The following is an 18,391-nucleotide window of genomic DNA, read 5'->3' on the forward strand; positions in this document are numbered from 1 at the left end:
TCAGAGGTCAGTCGGCGCGTGCGTCGCCGGCCAGCCTCGATGTCCAGTCTTCAACCCGTCCGGTTTCCAGTCGCCGCCGCGCATAGCGCCTCCAGCTTTCGGCCAGCTGTGGCAGCTCGGCAAGCGCCTCGAGTTCAGCGCGATTGAGCGTGTCGACATAAAATACCCGCCATATGCGGCTGATGGTCCAGGTCGGGGCGGAACGGTGAATGCGTTCGAGCCGACTGTCTGGCGCGATTTCACCCGGCTCCAGCACCCGATAATACCAGCCGGTGCGACCACTGGCCTGTACGCGCCGCGCCATATCCGGTTGAGCGAAGCGCTCATTGAGTTTCCAGCAGGGCTGGCGGCCCTGGCTCACCTCGATGACGGCGCTGCCGATGGCGAAGACGTCGCCGACGGCCACGTCGCTCTCCACCAGTCCCGAAGTGGCGAGGTTTTCGCCAAAGGCACCGGCGGTGGCGAGCACATCGCGCTGACCGATTTCCGCAACCCATGCGGGATAATGATCGAGCGCGTAGTGGTGGAGGGCTTTCTCAGCGCCGCCGTGGTGCCGGGTGTCGCCCTGCGAATCACCGGCAAGGCCCAGCGCGCCGAGCATCAGTGGTCGATCGACAGGCAACTTGGCGATCCCGCTCGGAATGCCCCGCGGTCCGAGAGGACGGACATCGCCGACGAGCAAGGCCTGTAATGGAATGATGGTCATTGTGAAGTTCTTGCGCTCGCCAGCGCCATGGCAATCCGCGCACCCATGACGAGATCCTCCTCGACGCCGAATGTCTCATGCAGGATCGTTCCATCGCGCCCGATCAGCACCGAGGATGGGGTGCCGCGAAACCCATAGCGCCGCATGGTGACGGGGATAGGAGATTGTTCATCGGCCATGTCGACGCCGACCGGGGAAACGATGCGATATTCATGCAAGAATGCGCGCAGTGTCACCGGTGACATGGCGTCGTGATGCTCGAAGACGGTGTGAAGGCCCATGATTTGCAGGTCAGTGCTGGCAAAGACGCGTTCGATACGTTGCATCTGTGGGATGGATTGCGCAACGCATCCCGGACACAGAAGCTGGAAGGCATGCAGCAACACCACGCGATCGCGAAGCGCCTCAAGCATCAGCGGTTCTGGCGTGTTCAGCCAGGTGCTGACGGCGAGTTCCGGAGCAAGTGACGGGTCGGGCTTCGACATCACGGCATTTCCATTTTCCATCTCCAGCCTGAACGACGCTTCTACTTTCTATCGATGGTACATCGGGCTTTCACGTGTCGTCAGGATAATTTTGGCGGCGGTAATGGGCGGAGCCGAGGCCCCGCCCGAGGTGGATTATCCAAGGGCCGACATTTGGAGTTCGGCCGCCTTGCGGTCGACGGTGCGGCCAGGGTTCTCGACGGCCCGCTCGAAGGGCTTCCACTTCTCGCCGATGACGTGCTCGTAGGCCGCGACTGTGCCCTCGGCGGCCATGCGCAGCGCGTGGGCTTGGAGCGCCATGTCGGCCGCGAACTCGCGCTTGCGCTGGGCGGCGCCGTCGAACCCAACGGGTCCACCGACGTCTTCATCGCGCTCCTCGCAGGCGGCCTTGGCCGTCGCGTCGCGCGCTTCGGTCACCGCCCGGCTGTAGAACTGGCCAGCGCCATAGGCCGAGCCGACGAATGCCCCGACAATCCGTTGCAAGTGGATTTGCATGGCGCGCTCGCCAAGTCCTTCATCGAGGGCGGATGCCGTCTCTACGATGAGCTTTTCGTGCAGCTCGCGGATACCGTCGCTGTCAAGGACGGGTAGGCCGAAGCTTTCGGAAATGAGGGCGCTTTGGGAGGCATCTGGGCAGGCGAGCCTGATCATTTCCAGTGTGGTGCCCTTGCGCAGCGGAACGACACGGGCGGATGCGCGAGAATTGGCAGATGGGTTGGCCATGGAATGTCCTTTCTTCGGTTTCCCGTGGCTCGAACCGGCGCCGTGCCGGCCCTCCCTCGGGCGCGGGTCAAAGGAACCGGCGGAATGACGGGCGCTTCAGGGTCCGGGCGGACCGAAGGCGAGCGTGGCAGGTTTGCGGACAAGCAGGGCTTGTGAGCCCTCGCGCAGGTCGCGGACCTGCCATGGCGAGACCAGGCTGATCCGGCCGCCCCGCGGCGCGGAACGCGACCTTGAAGTGAACGGCCGCCGATTCAGAACCGCAGCCAGACCGAGGGGGGACCGGCGCGGGCCTCGATATCGACACGGGAACGCCTAAGGCAGATGGCGACCACCAATGCTGCCGGTATCATACCCATCTCTCGTTGGCCGTCGCCATGATCACCAACAGGATCATCGCCGCCACCCTTGAATGCGGCCGTCCGCGTAGGTCCATCCGGCACCGCCCCCCGGACAAACAGCATCCTCGCCGGACCCGCTCGCTGCTGATGCGCGATGCCGATCGAACAACAGAACGTTTGCCCAGGTCCCGCCTGCTTGCTTGTGAGGCAGGGGACGGGTTTCGGCTGTGCTCCGGAGGCGGTTCTACGAACCGGGACCGAATCCGTTTGAGAAGCGGGCTTCGGTTAGGCGCGATGTTGCACGGCGAAGTCCAGGACCGACGGAGCGACAGCGCGGGCTTTAGCTCGACGCCCTGGATTTCGCCCAGACGTCGGGGCGCCATTCCTCGATCAGCATTTCGATCGAAGCACGGTACTCGGTGGGATAGGTCGCGTTGTTCCGTCCGGCGAGCCAGGTGAACACTGTGGCCATATCGGCGGCAATGCCGGTGTCGACGCCGAAGATATCGGCTATGTCAAAGCCGCCCAGGCTATCGGCATTCCACTACGCTAACAGGAAGTTGGCCGCGCGCCGAGATTGTCCTGTATCGCTCTGCGCCAGGTTCAGCAGTCTCTCGAATGCAGCGCGCGTCCAATCATCCATTTCCGTATCCTCTGCTATCGCCACTATGGCAGATTGGCGCGTCGTCGGGAACCTGCGCAAAAAAGACCGTGCACTATCGCCACTGGCCTTCCCTCCCATGCAGCGCCCCAATCGCCTGATCCTGACGCGCCAGCTTTCCCGCCAAGGCGTCGATTTCGGCCTGGTGTTCTGCCGTCAGAGCCGCAAGCTGAGAACGATAGCGCTCGAAGAACGCGCCCGGGTCGGGCGCCTGGCCGCGGCGATAGTGGGTCTTTTTCGGCAAGAGCGTCGGGATCAACGCCGTCATGCGCCGCATGATCTGCCGCTCGATCCGATCCAGTTGCCGCTGGGTCTGGCGCCGCTCTTCTTCCATGCGGGAGAGTTGGCGACGATGCTCATGAGCGAGGGCCATGGCGCCCCCTCCCCCGCCAGCCGACGAAACTGGAGGGGCCGTCATAGACGGCATGGCGTTTCGGATCGATGACGAAGCCGAAGCGGCCGACCTCGTACTCATCGGCGGGGACTAGGAAACGCTGTTCTTCTGCATCGGTGCCGCGCCGCCCACCTCGTGTAGCGACACACTCGACAAAGCCCTCCTCCTGTTCTGAGGTGATCGCCGAGATCACGATCCAGTCCTCGGCATGGTCCAGCTCGAACGCACGCTGGTCCTTGGCGCGGGATTCGCCTGGCAGCAGGATCGTGCCAGATATCGCCTCAAAGGCGTCGGGGAAGGAATCCTTGATCGTGCGGTCCGCGCAGCCCCGCTCGAAGGTGGTAAAGAGATGGGGATAGGTGAGCGCGACGATCGCCCAGCATTCATCCTCTTCATACCATCCGCCCGGAGCGCGAAGCATGCGATGGACCTTACGATTGCGTTCAGCCGCGAGATGGAAGCCACCATGGCCCGCCGTCGAATGTGCGGTGACGCCTTCGGCATAGATCGTTGCGCCCTGCGATGGCCCCCAGGGCGTATAGGCCGACGAATGAACGTCACGGCGACCAAGCGCGCGCTTCTCCCGCTGATGCTCGGCGTTCTCCACGACCCTCGCCCGGAACTCGGCTTCATCGGCGAGACCTCCGGAATGTCCGAAGAAATCGTCGCGACGCCACTTCTCGATCGGCCGGGTGATACGCCAGCCACTGGCGAGGAAGTGCTTGCCATCACGGCCCGGCACCATGGCGAATGCCGTATCACCGACGAGCGCGACCGGCAGGCCGTCGGCGCTGTGGCCAAAAGAAACCCCCGGAAATCCGGGGGTGATGTCGCTGTCCAACTGGGAGGCGGTCGTGTTCATGCAGCCCTCCCTTCGACAATATCGGCGGCGACCTCGTCAGCGCTGACCTCCTCAAGCACTGCATTGGGATAGCCATGCCTCGACAGCCATTCCTCGGCCGCAGCCCGATGCGAGGCGAGATGAACCAGCTCAGCATTTTCGCCCGGACGGTCGAAGACGCGCACCGAGCCCGGTGTCGGCCGTTCCTCGATCGTGAACCGCAGGGCCGAGTCGACCGAGAAGGTGCGATGCACGCGAATGGTAATGACGCCACCAGCGCCGAAATCGGCCTCGTGCAGGGTAAAGTACGCGGCCAGGGCCACATTGCCGCTGTTCCGCTCGCCCTGCCGGGCGATCAGGCGACCCTTGCTGTTGTTGTTCTGCCAGGCCGAAAGCTTCTTTCGGTGTCGCTCCGGCGGGCGCGGCGTATTGTCAGACCAGGCCACCATCGAGCCAATTGGAGCATCTTCGAAAATGGAAAGTGCGGACATGGTGTCCTCCAGATTATGACTGTGGAAACGAAACCGCCGCCGGGGTGACCGGCGGCGGGAAGGTGCATTCGAAAGAGGAAAGAGGGCTACTCGGCAGCCTCGCGGAAGCCCTGGGCATAATCGTCGTCGACCAAGCCGGTGGCGTCGTCGGTCGGTTCGACCGGAGCGTCGCCATCGTGCCCGGCCGGATCGACGGCGGAGACGGGATCGTCCTCGTCGTCGACGAGAGCGTTGCTCGTCAGCCATTCCCCAAGCGCGAGCGCATCGGGTGCGAACAGCGCGGAAGGGTGGACGAAATGGCCATCCGAGAAATGCTCGACAAGCGCGGCACGGGTATCCTTGACCCGCTGGCGCGGGAGCACCGGCGTATCCTTGCACGAAGCCTCGAGTGCCGGACGGGACAGGCAGGACAGGAAATCCTCCGTTCCCATAGTGGCCAGAAAGCCGTCCGCACCGACAATCTGCCCAGCGACAAGCGCCAGAATGCCGGATTTGGTCATGTTCTCCCGGCACGACAGCACGTCGATCAGCACGCTGCGCATGGCGACCCGCAGCGTATCCATATCGAAGGCAAGCTTGCCGTCGGCGTCGAACAGGATCGCGGCGTGCCGACCGAAACGATTGCCGAACCGATAGTCGCCACCGGCGCCGGAATCCACCCGGACGTTCTGTCCGGCGAAAGCCAGAACCATCAGCGCCATCAGCGTATCGTCCTCGATGGGCGCACGTGACAACGCCTCGTGCAGAGCATCGGTGCGCAGGTCGCCAATCATCTCGACCCCCTTGCGCGTCACGTCCGGTCGGGGCCTGGAGACAACGATCGGCTCATCGGCGGCGTCCGCGCCTGCGCCATTGCCTTTGGTCTTTTTCGCCTCCGGCATGCGGAAGTGGACCGTTTTCACCTTGCCTTCGCGATCGAGGTACATGGCGGTGTGGTCCGATTTCTTGGGCGTGCCGTAGACCCGGCTTGCCTTGGGCGGCAGCTTGACCTCGCCATAGCTGTTCGCCTCCGTGATGACGCCCTTTTTTGGGAGATTCTGGCTCATCCACTCCTGCTGCGCACCGAGAAACGCCTCGACATCGACCGTGTAGCGGCTGTCCTGGTCGGCCGGGGCGAACAGATCCTCCATCCAGGCAATGCCGTAGGCTTGCGCCAGTTCATCGCCGAAGCTGGCATCGCGCGCATACATGCGGGTTTTTGCCAAACCATTGGCGACGCTCCACCATGACACCTGCGGATCGCCCTTGGAGGGCTTGTGCGCCTTCCAGACTTCCTTTTGCTCATCGAGCGAAGCGGCCGCGATGGTGCGCAGCTGGCGCTCGTCGGGCATGTCGCCCTTCGCCATATGATCGAGCATCACCGGCAGGACATTGGCGAGAAGGCGAAGTTTCTTGATCTGCCGGATCGGCAGCGCGAGGGCGACGGCGATCGCCTCCTCGGTCCAGCCGAGCGCTACAAGCCGCTCGATGGCCCGCCACTGATCGACGGGATTAAGATTTTCGCGGGCGATGTTCTCGACCATCGACCGCATGGCGCCACCGTCATCAGTGGGCTCACCGACAAGAACGGCAATTTCCTCCAGACCCGCCGCTATGGCCTGCTTGACGCGGCGATGCCCGGAATGGATGACAAAACCGTTGCCGCCATCAGCCTGCGGCGCGACAACCGGCGGCTGCACGATGCCGACGGCCTTAATGGTGGCCAAGAGCAGCGCGTCGGATTGCGGGCTGGATTTGCTCCGCCGGGCCCTGTCGGGGTTTTCCACGAGCGAGCGTGGATCGATCAGCTTGATTTCCATGAGGATGCTCCTTTTTGGTGCCGGCACCGCGCCGGCCTTTTCCCGTCTTCTTTCCGAAGACACCCCCCGACCCGCGGAGCGGGCGGGCCGGAGCAATTGCGGGCGAGCATCCCTGTCCGGCTGGCCAAGCAGGGCTTACAGCCCTGCGCGGGACGACGGGCCGGGATCGCGCAGGCGGCGATTGAGCATCAGCGTCAGCGGCCCGCCAGGTCTGCGAGCGGAATTTCCCTCCTCATTTTTTTCTTCTCCAAACTTCATCAAACGTCCGCGCTCCGGCGGCGGAGCGATCACTGAAAGCCTGACTTGCCGACGAGTGGCTTCCGCAGCGTGGAGGATCGCCGATGGGCTGCGTGCGACCCACAAGGAGGCCGCTCATGCTGCGGGGCGCGTAGAAATAATGCTGTCCAACAGGGAGGAACGCACCCGGGCACCGGGAGACGCGGCTGCAAAAATGACCGAGGTGGTCATTAAGGTCGAGCGAGCCGAGTTCGGCGGATCTTGAAAGGGCATCGCGGGAATGCCGGCTCGCGACCCCATTTCCCCCATTAGCACATCGCTATGACAATGGCCGCTTCTGGCTCAAAGCGGACGCAGGTCCTACCGCCAGTCAGTTCGGCAAGGCTAAGCACTTTGACGATCCTCACCGATGGTTGGTCGATAGGCTGTTGTTGTCCGTGCTCCAGGTGGCCCCCTCTACTCCCGAAAGAGAGCCTCTAAGCGCTCAGAAATCCAATCAAAATACTCCTGGGGTGTCTCGAATGTAGGGCCTTCCGTCGACGGATCCAGGACGGCCTTGAAGAGGTATGCCGCGTTCTCCAATCCCGGGCTCAGCTCGTCGTCCATCTCGAAAATCGCCGCAGCCTCACGGAAGCGTAAAAAGGCTTGCGGATGCGTGGATCCGGTTCGGACGGTGTCTTCGTGCAAGAACAACCACGTAAGCGCTAAACAGATCATGAGGACGCGGAACTCGCGCATCTCACTTACAGCATCTTTCAATACCCACCTCGTGGCGAAGTCATCTGCCAAATATTCCTGTTGAACCCGCTGATTGTGTGGAACATGGACCTCGTCGGCATTGTGGATGTGGGCGATCTCGTGAAGGATTATCCACGATAGCGCTCCGAAGAAAATGTTATTGACGCGACCTTCTGGAGTATCAAACCCGACGTCCAAGCTGGGCTGCGGTAGCGTATCGGGCCAATCGGTATCAGCGCGGAACAAGGACCGCGCGTATGCAACGTACTCGCCTAGCCGAAGCGCCTTCCAATAATCCCCAATATCGATTTGTTCCTCACCAGCCCCTGACGAGCGCTGACGATGCGAGGTGATATCGATCGTGTGAAAGGCCGCGTGCGCTAGACACCAAAGGCTGGCTAGCCCAGCGTAGGAGGCAAAGATCGTTTTGTCCTCAGGGATGGCGTAGAAATTGGCCTCAGTTTCGCTCGGTCGAAGTGTCCACTCGTCGCCCCTAAATATCTCCCGAGTTAGTTCGTCCGCACGTTCCGGGGCAATCCTGAAGGGAGCGGCCGCGACCAAATCAAAAAACGGCTGTGCGATCTCTTTCGTCGTGGTCATAGAGCTAGACGTCCCGTAGCTGGTAACGATACTTATGGCAGAATCCGAAGTGATTATACACGCAAGTCCAGCGCACTTCCGAGGTCGACTACCCTTTAACGGTGGCCTTTGCTCAACGCCCGAAGCGTTGCGATCGTCAGTCCTGATGTACGGCGACTGCTTCTAGCGCCTGCCCGCCATTAGTGGCCGAAGCTGTGGCGGAACTCCTAAGTTTCGCGGCAAAAACGCCGGCACTGATTTTGCAGGGGAGTTTCTGTCGCGAAAATCGTGTGCGCAAGTCCGACTTGCGCGACTGACTTTGTCGACGCGTCGAGCAGGTTTCAGGATTTATGCGACAAGGATCAGGCTCCGCGATCACGCTCGTCCTGGGCCTTGCGCACCCAGCGCCAGAATGGATCATCGGACGCTTCGGCAAAAGCGTCAGGTATCTCGCCCAGCAGGTCCAAGGCCGTTTCAGGAATCGTGATGCCGTAGCGCTCGACCAGCCAAGCCCGATAGATTGCGTTAAGGCCGCCCTCGCCCGGTGGCTGGTCCGGTGCGTATAGGCAATCCCCGCTGATCTCCTTGTAGCCAATGGCCAGAAGCCGCAGGAAGTCGAGCGGCGTCTGACCGAGCAGGCAGGCCAGCCCTTCGGAACCAAGATGCGCGATCTGCGTGCGCCCTTCATCATCCAGCCAGAAACCGACATGGGAGCCGTCGCCACCCGTCCGCGCGAAGAGAACCAACCGATCTTCTATGTTCGGAACAGTTTCGCCAAACCAAGCCTGTCCATGCTCGCGTGCCTGTTCGGGCGTTGCGACACGGAAAAGGATCGCTGTCACCAGGCCCGATTGCAGCTCGTCTTCCGTGCCAAGCAAACCGAGCCTATCGCCCGGATAGGCTCCGCTCGCCATAAAATAACCGTTGGCCTCCATCCAGTCGAACAGGTCGCGGAACTCTTGGGGCAACGGCATAGTCGCCGGCAGCCGGTCCGCCATCTCGTGAGCATATCCCATGCGGCGTCCTTTGCGTAGTTCAGGAATTTCGCGACGCTATGCAGCGACCTGCTTGTCGAACATCGAGCGGAATTGGCGCAAGCCGGGCGGTGTGAATGTGACGATGCGCGTCGGTTCATCCAGGCGCGCCCAACCAAGCTCGACAAATCGTGCGAGCATCGCCCGTCCGAGACTGCCCGCCAGATGCGAGCGGCGTTCGCTCCAGTCGAGACATTCCCGGCATAGCTCGGCGCGGCCGGCGGCGAGCTTATCCACGTCGATGCCCAATCCGGCGGCAAAGTCCCGGCCCGGCTCGGTCAGCCGCAAATGGCCATCGCCCAGCTCAAGATAGTTTCGCGCCAACAGGCTGTCGAACATCTGGACACCCATGTTGCCGGCCAGATGGTTGTAGCAGATGCGGGCTTGTCGCAGCGCCTTGTCTTTCGGGCCTGTGCGGCTGCGGAGTTGCCCGGCATCGGCGGCGAGGCCCATCAGCGCCTCCAGCACACCAGCCACATCGGTCGAGGCGAGCGCGAAATATTTGTGCCGCCCTTGCTTGCGCGCCCGCAAGAGACCGCCCTCGTGCAGCCGGGCAAGATGCGAACTCGCCGTCTGCGCCGTGATCCCGGCTTCGGCGGCCAGTTCCGTCGCGGTGAGCGCCTTGCCGCTCATCAACGCGACCAGCATGTTCGCGCGACCAGGATCACCGATCAGGGCGGCAATGCGGGCGATGTCAGGGCCTTCCTTCATAGTTCGATCATAACCGAAGCATGTGCGGCGCGCCACCCTCTATGGCTGGTCCAAAGCAATCGGAGAAAGCTACCATGCTGACTTGCATCATTCGCTATCACATCGACCCGACCAAGAAGGAACAGTTCGCCCAATATGCCCGCAACTGGGGGCAAGCGATCCCGCGTTGTGGGGCGGACCTGATCGGCTATTTTGCGCCGCATGAAGGGTCGACCACGCTGGCCTACGGCATCTATAACATCGCCAGCCTTTCCGACTACGAAGCCTATCGCGCACGGCTGGCCGCCGATCCACTCGGCCGCGAGAACTACGAGTTCGCGATGCGTGAGGGTTTCCTGCTGCGCGAGGATCGAACCTTCCTCAAGCTGGCCTCCGCACCTCACGGGAGCAAGCCATGATTGCGGTCATTTTCGAGGTCGAACCGGCCGAAGGACAGGAAACCCTCTATCTCGATACCGCCGCCGAGTTGCGGCCGCTACTGGATGGGATCGAAGGGTTCATCTCGGTCGAGCGGTTCAAAAGCCTCACCAATCCGAGCAAGGTTCTCTCGCTGTCCTTCTTCGAGAGCGAGGACGCCGTGGCCCGCTGGCGCAACACGGCCGAACATAGGCGCGCGCAGGCGATGGGGCGCGGCGGCGTTTTCGCCGGATACCGCCTACGCATCGCGCACGTCATGCGCGATTATGGCTTGTCCGATCGCAATCAAGCTCCCTCGGACAGCCGTGCCGCACAAGAACCATGAAGATATCGGGGGACCCGCTCGGAGCGCCAGCGATCTTGCCGCTAACATCCCGAAGCCCGCGACACGTTTGTCAGGCGGCAACTGATGCAACTTCACCAATGTGCTCAACATCCTCCGCCAGCGCCGTTTCCACATCGGCCAATTGCCTTCTCTTTTCGGACAATTCGTCCGAGAAGGAGAATTCCCCGCCCTGCCGCGAGCGATAGGAAGAGAGGCGATTCCGGGCATCGGCGAGACGTCGGCGATAGCGCTCCTGCTCGTCGTCAAAGCCAGACACTGCATGCTCGAGACGAGAGGCCGCACCGAGCGGCGTGGTGGTTACGGGCATTTCGATCTCATAGTCAGCGCCGGTGCGCATCAGCATGGTGGTATAGCGGTATCCGTCTTTGCCGAACCGCTCCCCACAATATTCGAGATCGAAGCCGCCGAGCGACGCAACTACGACATCACCATCCTGCTGAAGTTGGACGAGGGTGAGGATTTCCTTCATCAGCGCGCGACCAGCGAGCTTGCGATCGACGAAGACTTCATCACCTACGTCCATGCGGAAGGCCGGGCCGGCGGTCGGCACCAGCCTGTCGATGTCCTGCCCGATCTCGCTGATGCGACGCGTGGCGTATTCGATATCCCGCTCTGCATCGCGGATCTGCCGGCGAATGGCGAATTGATCGTCCTGATGTGCCGCGCGGAGTCGTTCAAGCCGGGCGATATCGGCTTCGAGCCCAGCCTTCTGCATCAGCCGCGGATCGCCTGAGGCAATCGCCTTGGCCATGGCGAACTGGTTCGCCTGCCCCTCGCCCATATCCTCCAGCCGACGGATCGAGGTGTCGCCTGAAAGGGCGGCCGCGATGAACCGGGCCTTGCGCTCATTGTTCTGCCACATCTGCGCGTCCATCGAGCCTTCCGTGGCGTAGGCGAAGATGTCGACGACATCGTGTTGATTGCCCTGCCGCTGAATGCGGCCCTCGCGCTGCTCGATCTGCGACGGCAGCCAGGGAACGTCGAGGTGATGCAGGGCTTTCAGGCGGAGCTGGGCGTTGACGCCCGTGCCCATTGTTTCCGACGACCCGATCAGGAAGCGGACCTTGCCGGCGCGCACGTCGCCGAACAGCCGCTGCTTGGCCTCGGATTTCTTGTAGTCCTGCATGAAGGCGATTTCCGACGGCGGCACGCCAAGGCGAATGAGCTCGTCACGGATCCAGCGATAGGCTGAGAAACCGCGCGTCTTTTCCACCGAGATCGTTCCGAGATCGGAAAAGATCATCTGGGCCGCGCCGGTCAGCTCGAAGGGCTTGCCGTCGGGCCGGACGTAGTCGTGGTCTGCCGTTTCCCGCCAGATGCGGAAGGCGTTGCCGACAAGGTCGTTGAGTTTGTTGTCCGGCTCATTGTCGTTGTCGGCGTCGACCAGGCGTAGGTCGATCGCGGCGTGGCGGCCATCTGTGATGACGGAGAGCAGGATGTCGTCGCCTGGCTGCGGAGGACCCTCGCGCGCCTCAATCGCCTTGATCCGGGCATCGAGCACCATCTGATAGCGTTTGAACGCCGCCGAGGGCTTTGAGGTCCTGATTTGGCGCGCGCCCGTCGAAAGCGCTGGAATCTTGACGTAGGCCCGCAAATCCTCGGGCATCACCACGTCCGCGAAGGTGCGGAACATGGCGATAAGCTCGGGAACATTGACGAAGGTCGCGAACCGGGTCACCGGCTTGTATTTGCCGTTCGGCTGCAATTCGAGCTCGGTGGTGACGTCGCCGAAGGTCGACGCCCAGGCATCGAACTCGTGCAGCCCGCGCTGATGCAGCGCAGCGAGGCCGAGATAACGCTGCACCGAGAACATCTCGCCCAGCGTGTTGGTGATCGGCGTGCCGGAGGCCAGTATCAGCGCCCGGCCGGGGTTCTTCGCCTCAACGAAACGCGACTTCACATAAAGATCCCAGGCGCGCTGCGAACCGTTTGGATCGATCCCTTTCAGGGTCGACATGTTGGTGGCGAAGGAGAGTTTCCGGAACTCCTGCGCCTCGTCGACGATGATCTGGTCGATGCCGATCTCGGATATGCTGAGAAGATCGTCCTTTCTGGTGGCGAGGTTTTCCAGGCGCTCCTTGAGGCCTTCCTTCAGCCGCTCGAGCCGCTTGCGCGAGACCCGATCATCGCTTTCGACCTTGGTGAGCAGGACCTCGTAGAGCTCCAGCTCATCCTGGATCATCTGTTGTTCGAACGCGGACGGGATGCCGATGAAGCGGAATGCCGAGTGCGTGATGATGATGGCGTCCCAGGCCGCGGTCGCGGCCCGCGACAGGAACCGATGCCGCTTTTCCTTCGAAAAATTGGTCTCGTCAGCGACGAGGATGCGGGCGGTCGGATAGAGCGCCAGAAACTCGCGTGCGGCCTGCGCCAGACAATGTCCGGGGACGACCAGCATCGCCTTGGCGATCAGGCCAAGGCGCTTTTGCTCCATGACCGCAGCCGCCATGGTCATCGTCTTGCCCGCGCCGACGGCATGGGCAAGATAGGTCGAGCCGGCCGAGATGATGCGCCAGATGCCGCGTTTCTGGTGTCCATAAAGAGAAAAGGCGCCCGAGGCGCCTGGAAGCTGGAGATGATCCCCGTTGAATTTTCGCGGGGCGATGTTGTTGAAACGGTCATTATAGACCCGCGCCAGCCGGTCGGTGCGGTCAGGATCGGACCAGATCCAGGACTGGAATGCTGTCTTGATCTTTGTGAGCTTCTCCTTGGCCGCCTCGGTGTCGACGACATTGAGCACCCGCTTTTCGCTATCGCCCTCCTTCGCAATGTCGAAGATCTGCGGCACGCGGCTGTTGAGAGCGTCGGCGATCAGCTCGCCAGCGTGGCGGCGATCGGTGCCCCATTCGGATGTGCCGGCGGCCAACCACCCGAGCTGGCGCGCCTGCACCGTCCACGATGCCAGTTCGGGCATGTGGTGGATCTTGATGTCGGCGTTCATCGTTTCCTTGACGAAGAGGACGACATCGGCGGCCGGAATCCACGGTGCGCCCAGACGGGCGGTGATATCCGACGGTCCAAGATCGGCAGGTTGCACTTCGACCAGGGCGCGAACATTGCGCTCGAACGCCGGATCGAGCGCGGCGGCGGCCTCTGCCGCCTTGAGCTTGTCGCGGACCTGACCTGAGAGATAGGCGTCGTCGGTCTGCCAGGCGCCGGACTCCGGATCGCGAAAGACGGCGTCGCCCAACGCGGCAATCACGACCTCGGGGTCACTGTGCAGCAGCTCGGCGATGTGATCGATGTCCACATAGCCCCGCTCGTTCAGCACCACGGCAAGGGCATCGGCTGGCGAGGCGATGACGGGTACGGAAGGCGGCGCAATGACCCGTTCGGAAAAGATCGGGCCGGGACGCGCGGTATTGGTCTCAAGATCATAGTCCTCGATCGAAGCCACTAACCAGCAATCGGGATCGTCGAGGAAGGGTTGCAGGTTCGGCCGCCGATGCGTCTCACGGACCTCGCCGGTCTCTGCGTCCTCGGAAACCGAGACCGTGGTGAAATTGATCGGGCCGAACTCTCGGACAAAATTCGACCAGGCGATGCGCAGCTTCACCTGCGCTGGCTTCCAGGGCTTGTCGAACTCCTGGGCCTTCAAAACCTCCCGCACGGCATCACGGATCGGGATCAGCTTGCTGATGATGCGTGAATGCTTTTCCGGCACGCCCTCGGTCGACCTGCCTTTGCGAATGGTGATCGCGACAGGAATGCCATCGATCATCTGTTTGAGCTTGGCATTGTCGCTGACGAAAAAGCTGCCCTCGCGCACGCCGTCGCTTCCCGACCGGGCGACCAGCGAAACTGCGCTGTCGTCAGATTCGAGATCGACCAGCTCGGGATCGCCGTCATAGATCGCTTCCGGAAGAAAGGAGATTGCATCTGCGAGCGCCTGTTCGAGATCGATGCCAGGATGCGGCTTGCAGGTATAGGTTTCGCCAAATGGCCCGGACGCCATGGCGTGATCGCCAAGGACAAAATCGGGGTGGCGGGCGAACCAGCGATTGACGCGGATCGTCGCCTCATCGACCGTCGCCGGCCTGATCTCCTCGGTGTCGAGCCAATATTGGTCGCCCTCGGGCTCACCGATCTTGCGCTTGCGGAAAAACAGCACATCGACCACGACGTCCGTGCCGGCATCGGCGCGAAAGCTGCCTTCGGGCAACCGGATGGCGGCGAGGAGGTCGGCCGATTTCGCGATGTACTCCCGCGCCGAGCAATCCGCCTTGTCCATCGTTCCCGAGCTGGTGACGAAGGCCGCAAGCCCGCCGGGCTTCAGCAGATCGATGGAGCGGGCGATAAAGTAGTCGTGGAGACGCAGTCCCATCGCGCGATAGGCGCGATCCGACCGGACAGTGCGATCGGAAAATGGCGGGTTCCCGATAGCCAAATCGAAACTGGCAGGAAGGTCGGCGCGGGCAAAGTCGGCGGTGACGATATGCGCACCTGGTTGCAGCAGCCGGGCAATGCGAGCGGTGACGGGATCGATCTCGATGCCCGTGACGTGGGTAACGTCTCGCAGCGCTTCAGGCATCGTGGCCGGGAACAGGCCCGTTCCGATGCCGGGCTCGAGCACCCTGCCCCCACTCCAGCCGAGCCGTTGCAGTCCGGACCAGATCGCACGAACGATAAACTCCGGTGTGAAATGCGCATATTGGGTACAACGCGCCAGCGACGCATACTCGCCCGATGAAACTGTGCCCTCAAGGTCGCTGCCGATTTCATCCCAACCCGGCCGAAAACTGTCATCGCCGGGACGGCGAAACACGGCATTGGCGAGCTCGGATGCACCGAACCCGGTAAAGCGGATCAGCTGCGCCTGTTCGTCCGCCGTCGCGGCGCGATCGGCCACCTCGATTTCGGAAGCGAGACGGATGGCGGCGAGGTTGTCGAGCGCTCGCTGCTTCCAGCCGCGCGCGAGATTGCGGCTTCCGGAAAGATAGAAGTTGGCGCGTTCCGCCGATGACGACGTGCGCGCCGAGACACCAGACGGTGCAGGCATCGCCGGAGCAGGCTCGCTCAGTGGCGGATCGTCATCGAAATCGTTGGCGGCGAGATCTGCGCCAAACCCTGCAATGCCAAGGCCGAGCCCGGACGATTGGGACGTGATGGCTGAAGACGAGATCGTGAACAGGTCGTCATGCGACATTGGTATTTCTCCTGCGATGATGGCATGCGCGATCCCCCGGCCGCTGATGACGGCCAGGCGATCGGCGTTGCGATTGTTGAAAACGTCAGCGAGAAATCAGCGAGAGCGCGATTTCGGCCTCGGTGAGCTGCACATTGAGGTGCGTGGCGCCCACATTGCGGTCAAAAAGCGGGGTCAGCCGCTTGGCGTCGATGAACTCGATGCCGTCATCGGCGCCGAAATGGCGGCGCTTGTAATCCCACCAGTCGATGTCGCCCTTGGGGTGGCACTGCTCGGCGAAAACGACGAGCGGCTTCTGTCCGTCGACGAGTCTGCCATTGGACATGATGTAGACGCCTTCGTCTCCGACCAGCCACAGGCCGGGCAGTTCACCCTCGCCCGGACGCGTGCCGTAATAGGGATTGCGAAAACCGCCATTGGCGGCGGCGTCTTCGATACCCCGAGCGATGACCTTGCGGACCGCGAGAATCGGAAAGGTGAACATGGCCGCGTTCCCCTTCATGCCGCCTGCCGCTCGGGCAGATGACGCAGATGCACGGGAAGCTTGGCCTGGATCTCCTCCTCGGTGAGTTCGCTCAACAGCTTCAGCGTCGTGCCGCCGCGCCGACCATAGACCAGCACGGTGCGCTGTCCGCGAAACTCCGGCAGCCAGCGTTCACCGGCATAGCCGCGATATTCGTCGTAGGTGGCGCTCCAGATATGCTCGAGCCGCTCCTCATGCGTCATCGCCCTGACCGGCCAGGACTCGCGCTCGACGATGGCGTCGCGCATCTCGACCGGGGAGCGGGCTCGCGTCAGGTCGCAATAGCCATGGAAATAGCGGACCTTTCCATCGATCCTGAGGTGGTAGAAAATGCTAGTGACGCGGTCGGTGAGGAATTCGCGCATGGCGAACATCTCCCCGCGCATCCAGAGCGGCGGCAGGATGTTCAGCATGTAATCATGCTCTGCCCGCGCGATCTCGAAATATTCGCCGGCGTAAAGGTGATCGCTGTCACCCTCAACGCGGTTCGGCCGCTGGGCATGACGGTCGAACAGACGAAACATCTGCCGACGGTCTGCGACGCCGAAATAGATCTTTCTGGGGGAGGTTTGATGGGTCATGGGGAGGCTCCTGGCCTTTTTCGGGCCGAAGTGCGCTGATCCCTCGTGGATCACCATCATCATCAGCCCTTCCGGACCCTTCCCCCGCGGCCGCCTCTCCGTCCGGCCGGGTCAAGGGCCGGCTTTGGCCGGGCGAAGCTTCACCCTTGATGCGGCCGGCGGGCATGCGGCAGGCCTTATCCTTCTTCCCTCTCCTTTGTTTCTCGCTCCTTGTTGCGGACACGGAGAGCATCGTTCCAGTCGTCATGCGGAGGCAGGAGACGCGACCAGGCAGAGCCTGTCTGTTCAGCGATCTCGCGGAGCCGTTCGGCAAAAACCTCGCCCTGCGCATTGGCGTCGGTGGCCGCGACAAGTTCGGCGCCGGGACGCTCGGCCAGCAGGCTCAGAGCTTCGGACGTCGCGGGAGACCAGCCGCCCCCGGCGCTGAGATAGAGCGTTCCGGCGCCCATCTCCTCGATCGCCGCCAGGCTCATGGCGTCGATCGCGGCCTCCGTCACACACAGGCGCAGAGCGTCCGGCCGCCCAAGGCGAAACAGCACCTTGGCGCCCCCGGATGCGAAGCCTCGCCAGTCCGGACCGCGCTCTTCCCATCCCGTTATGGCGCCGTCTTTATCGGTATGGGCGGCCCACATGGTCGCATGGGGACCCTCGCGCAGCAGATTGGTGGAAATCGCAATGCGCACGATCCGTTCGCTAAGGCCGCGCTCGTCTGTCAGATAGCGCCAGGTTGCCGATCCCTTCCAGGGCTTGCGCCGTGTGCGCCATCGCTCGGAAACGGAGAGATCCGGCTTTCGATCGCGCGACTCCCGCACCCAGACGGGTGAGGTCGGAACGAACCCAACGAGGCCTGCAACTTCGTACATGGCCTCAACGAAGCGTACGCCTTGCAAATGTTCGACGAGGTTAAAGACGTCGCCTTTGCCTTCGCCGAGGGGGTCGAACCAGCCCTTGCCGTCATGGATGACGATGATGATCTCGGAATCCCGGCGATATTTCATCGCCTTTCGTGTACTTTCCTTGAGGTCGAGTGCAAACCCTGCCTCTTCCAGCACCGCGCTGCAGAGCACCTTCCCTCTCAACTCTTCCAGATCTGCTTTTTCCATTCTTCGCGCCTGCACGTCCCATGCTCCTCTTACCCGATTCCCGCTCCCGATCCTTTCGGGGCAGATACCGGAGGCCGCGAAGAGCAAGGCGGGCAAGGGCGCGGCGGGCAACCCGGCAGATTTGCCGGGTCGGCATCGACGTGACCGCTGCGGCGAAGCTTCCCTTGCCGGCCGCGGCGCGCAAGCGGCACGGTGCATCGGCGTCAGGATCTTCGCCGTTCTTCCTCCGCAACGATCCTGCGCAGCATGCCCAAATCCATTTCCACGCGAGGCGAAAGGCGGGCGATCTCGGCCGCGACCTTGGCCCAGTGGTAGAACTCCGCTCTGTCACCGCGCACACGATAACGCGTCGCCCGGCGTTGCGCCTCATAATAGGCGTTGGTTTCCTCCGTCGTCAGAAGCCGAAGCGCATCCTCCTTCCAGCGGTGCCGAAGTGCGCGACGACGATCGATCCAGCTTGTGATTACCGCGAGCATGGGTCGTCTATCCTTTCTGGCGTCACGGATGGAAGCCGGCATGGCGAAGATCGCCAAGGCGT

17 protein-coding genes are annotated in these 18,391 nt (G+C 62.5%); 2 read left to right on the forward strand and 15 right to left on the reverse strand.

The features are described 5' to 3' along the window. Positions 1-7: 7 nt before the first annotated feature. From MIC97_RS22385 to MIC97_RS22435, 10 genes are all read right to left on the reverse strand, one after another. Positions 8-706, reverse strand: coding sequence for an MOSC domain-containing protein (locus tag MIC97_RS22385; RefSeq protein ID WP_239802112.1), 699 nt, complete (start codon positions 704-706; stop codon positions 8-10). Further along, positions 703-1,191, reverse strand: coding sequence for a TlpA disulfide reductase family protein (locus MIC97_RS22390; RefSeq protein ID WP_239802113.1), 489 nt, complete (start codon positions 1,189-1,191; stop codon positions 703-705). The genes MIC97_RS22385 and MIC97_RS22390 overlap by 4 nt, the downstream gene beginning before the upstream one ends. Positions 1,192-1,326: 135 nt before the next feature. Beyond that, positions 1,327-1,914, reverse strand: coding sequence for a hypothetical protein (locus tag MIC97_RS22395; protein ID WP_239802114.1), 588 nt, complete (start codon positions 1,912-1,914; stop codon positions 1,327-1,329). Positions 1,915-2,968: 1,054 nt separating this feature from the next. Then, entirely contained in the window at positions 2,969-3,286 is a 318-nt protein-coding gene (locus tag MIC97_RS22405) for a hypothetical protein (protein WP_239802115.1), read from the reverse strand. Next, positions 3,270-4,169, reverse strand: a complete 900-nt coding sequence (locus MIC97_RS22410; RefSeq protein WP_239802116.1) for a hypothetical protein — start codon at positions 4,167-4,169, stop codon at positions 3,270-3,272. Before MIC97_RS22410 ends, MIC97_RS22405 begins: the two co-directional genes overlap by 17 nt. After that, positions 4,166-4,639 carry a hypothetical protein gene (locus tag MIC97_RS22415; RefSeq protein WP_239802117.1) on the reverse strand — a complete coding sequence of 158 codons (474 nt, stop codon included), beginning with the start codon at positions 4,637-4,639 and terminating at the stop codon, positions 4,166-4,168. Before MIC97_RS22415 ends, MIC97_RS22410 begins: the two co-directional genes overlap by 4 nt. Before the next feature lie 86 nt (positions 4,640-4,725). Next, positions 4,726-6,438 (reverse strand): ParB N-terminal domain-containing protein, encoded by a 1,713-nt coding sequence (locus tag MIC97_RS22420; protein ID WP_239802118.1) that lies wholly within the window; start codon positions 6,436-6,438, stop codon positions 4,726-4,728. A gap of 693 nt (positions 6,439-7,131) precedes the next feature. Next, the gene (locus MIC97_RS22425; protein WP_239802119.1) at positions 7,132-8,013 is read right to left on the reverse strand and encodes a phage exclusion protein Lit family protein; all 882 of its coding nucleotides are present in this window, start codon (positions 8,011-8,013) and stop codon (positions 7,132-7,134) included. A 341-nt stretch (positions 8,014-8,354) separates the two neighbouring features. Further along, entirely contained in the window at positions 8,355-8,990 is a 636-nt protein-coding gene (locus MIC97_RS22430; protein ID WP_239802120.1) for a hypothetical protein, read from the reverse strand. 54 nt (positions 8,991-9,044) lie between these two features. Then, positions 9,045-9,737 carry a helix-turn-helix domain-containing protein gene (locus tag MIC97_RS22435; RefSeq protein ID WP_239802121.1) on the reverse strand — a complete coding sequence of 231 codons (693 nt, stop codon included), beginning with the start codon at positions 9,735-9,737 and terminating at the stop codon, positions 9,045-9,047. 74 nt (positions 9,738-9,811) lie between these two features. Here MIC97_RS22435 and MIC97_RS22440 point away from each other — a divergent pair, with 74 nt between their 5' ends. Further along, a complete protein-coding gene (locus MIC97_RS22440; protein WP_239802122.1) occupies positions 9,812-10,135 on the forward strand; it encodes an NIPSNAP family protein in 324 nt (107 codons plus the stop codon). Further along, positions 10,132-10,479, forward strand: coding sequence for an antibiotic biosynthesis monooxygenase (locus tag MIC97_RS22445; protein WP_239802123.1), 348 nt, complete (start codon positions 10,132-10,134; stop codon positions 10,477-10,479). The genes MIC97_RS22440 and MIC97_RS22445 overlap by 4 nt, the downstream gene beginning before the upstream one ends. 70 nt (positions 10,480-10,549) lie before the next feature. Here the strand turns inward: MIC97_RS22445 and MIC97_RS22450 are convergent, their stop codons facing one another. From MIC97_RS22450 to MIC97_RS22470, 5 genes are all read right to left on the reverse strand, one after another. After that, entirely contained in the window at positions 10,550-15,646 is a 5,097-nt protein-coding gene (locus tag MIC97_RS22450; RefSeq protein ID WP_239802124.1) for an N-6 DNA methylase, read from the reverse strand. Between the two features lie 85 nt (positions 15,647-15,731). After that, a complete protein-coding gene (locus tag MIC97_RS22455; RefSeq protein WP_239802125.1) occupies positions 15,732-16,130 on the reverse strand; it encodes a DUF3085 domain-containing protein in 399 nt (132 codons plus the stop codon). A 14-nt stretch (positions 16,131-16,144) separates the two neighbouring features. Next, the gene (locus MIC97_RS22460) at positions 16,145-16,750 is read right to left on the reverse strand and encodes a DUF1419 domain-containing protein (RefSeq protein ID WP_239802126.1); all 606 of its coding nucleotides are present in this window, start codon (positions 16,748-16,750) and stop codon (positions 16,145-16,147) included. Between the two features lie 176 nt (positions 16,751-16,926). After that, complete coding sequence (locus MIC97_RS22465; protein ID WP_239802127.1) at positions 16,927-17,853, reverse strand: DUF3991 and toprim domain-containing protein; 927 nt, start codon at positions 17,851-17,853, stop codon at positions 16,927-16,929. A gap of 203 nt (positions 17,854-18,056) precedes the next feature. Next, the gene (locus tag MIC97_RS22470) at positions 18,057-18,329 is read right to left on the reverse strand and encodes a hypothetical protein (protein ID WP_239802128.1); all 273 of its coding nucleotides are present in this window, start codon (positions 18,327-18,329) and stop codon (positions 18,057-18,059) included. Between the last annotated feature and the right edge of the window lie 62 nt (positions 18,330-18,391).

The sequence above is a fragment of the Aquamicrobium sp. NLF2-7 genome (assembly GCF_022359935.1).
GTDB lineage: Bacteria > Pseudomonadota > Alphaproteobacteria > Rhizobiales > Rhizobiaceae > Mesorhizobium > Mesorhizobium lusatiense.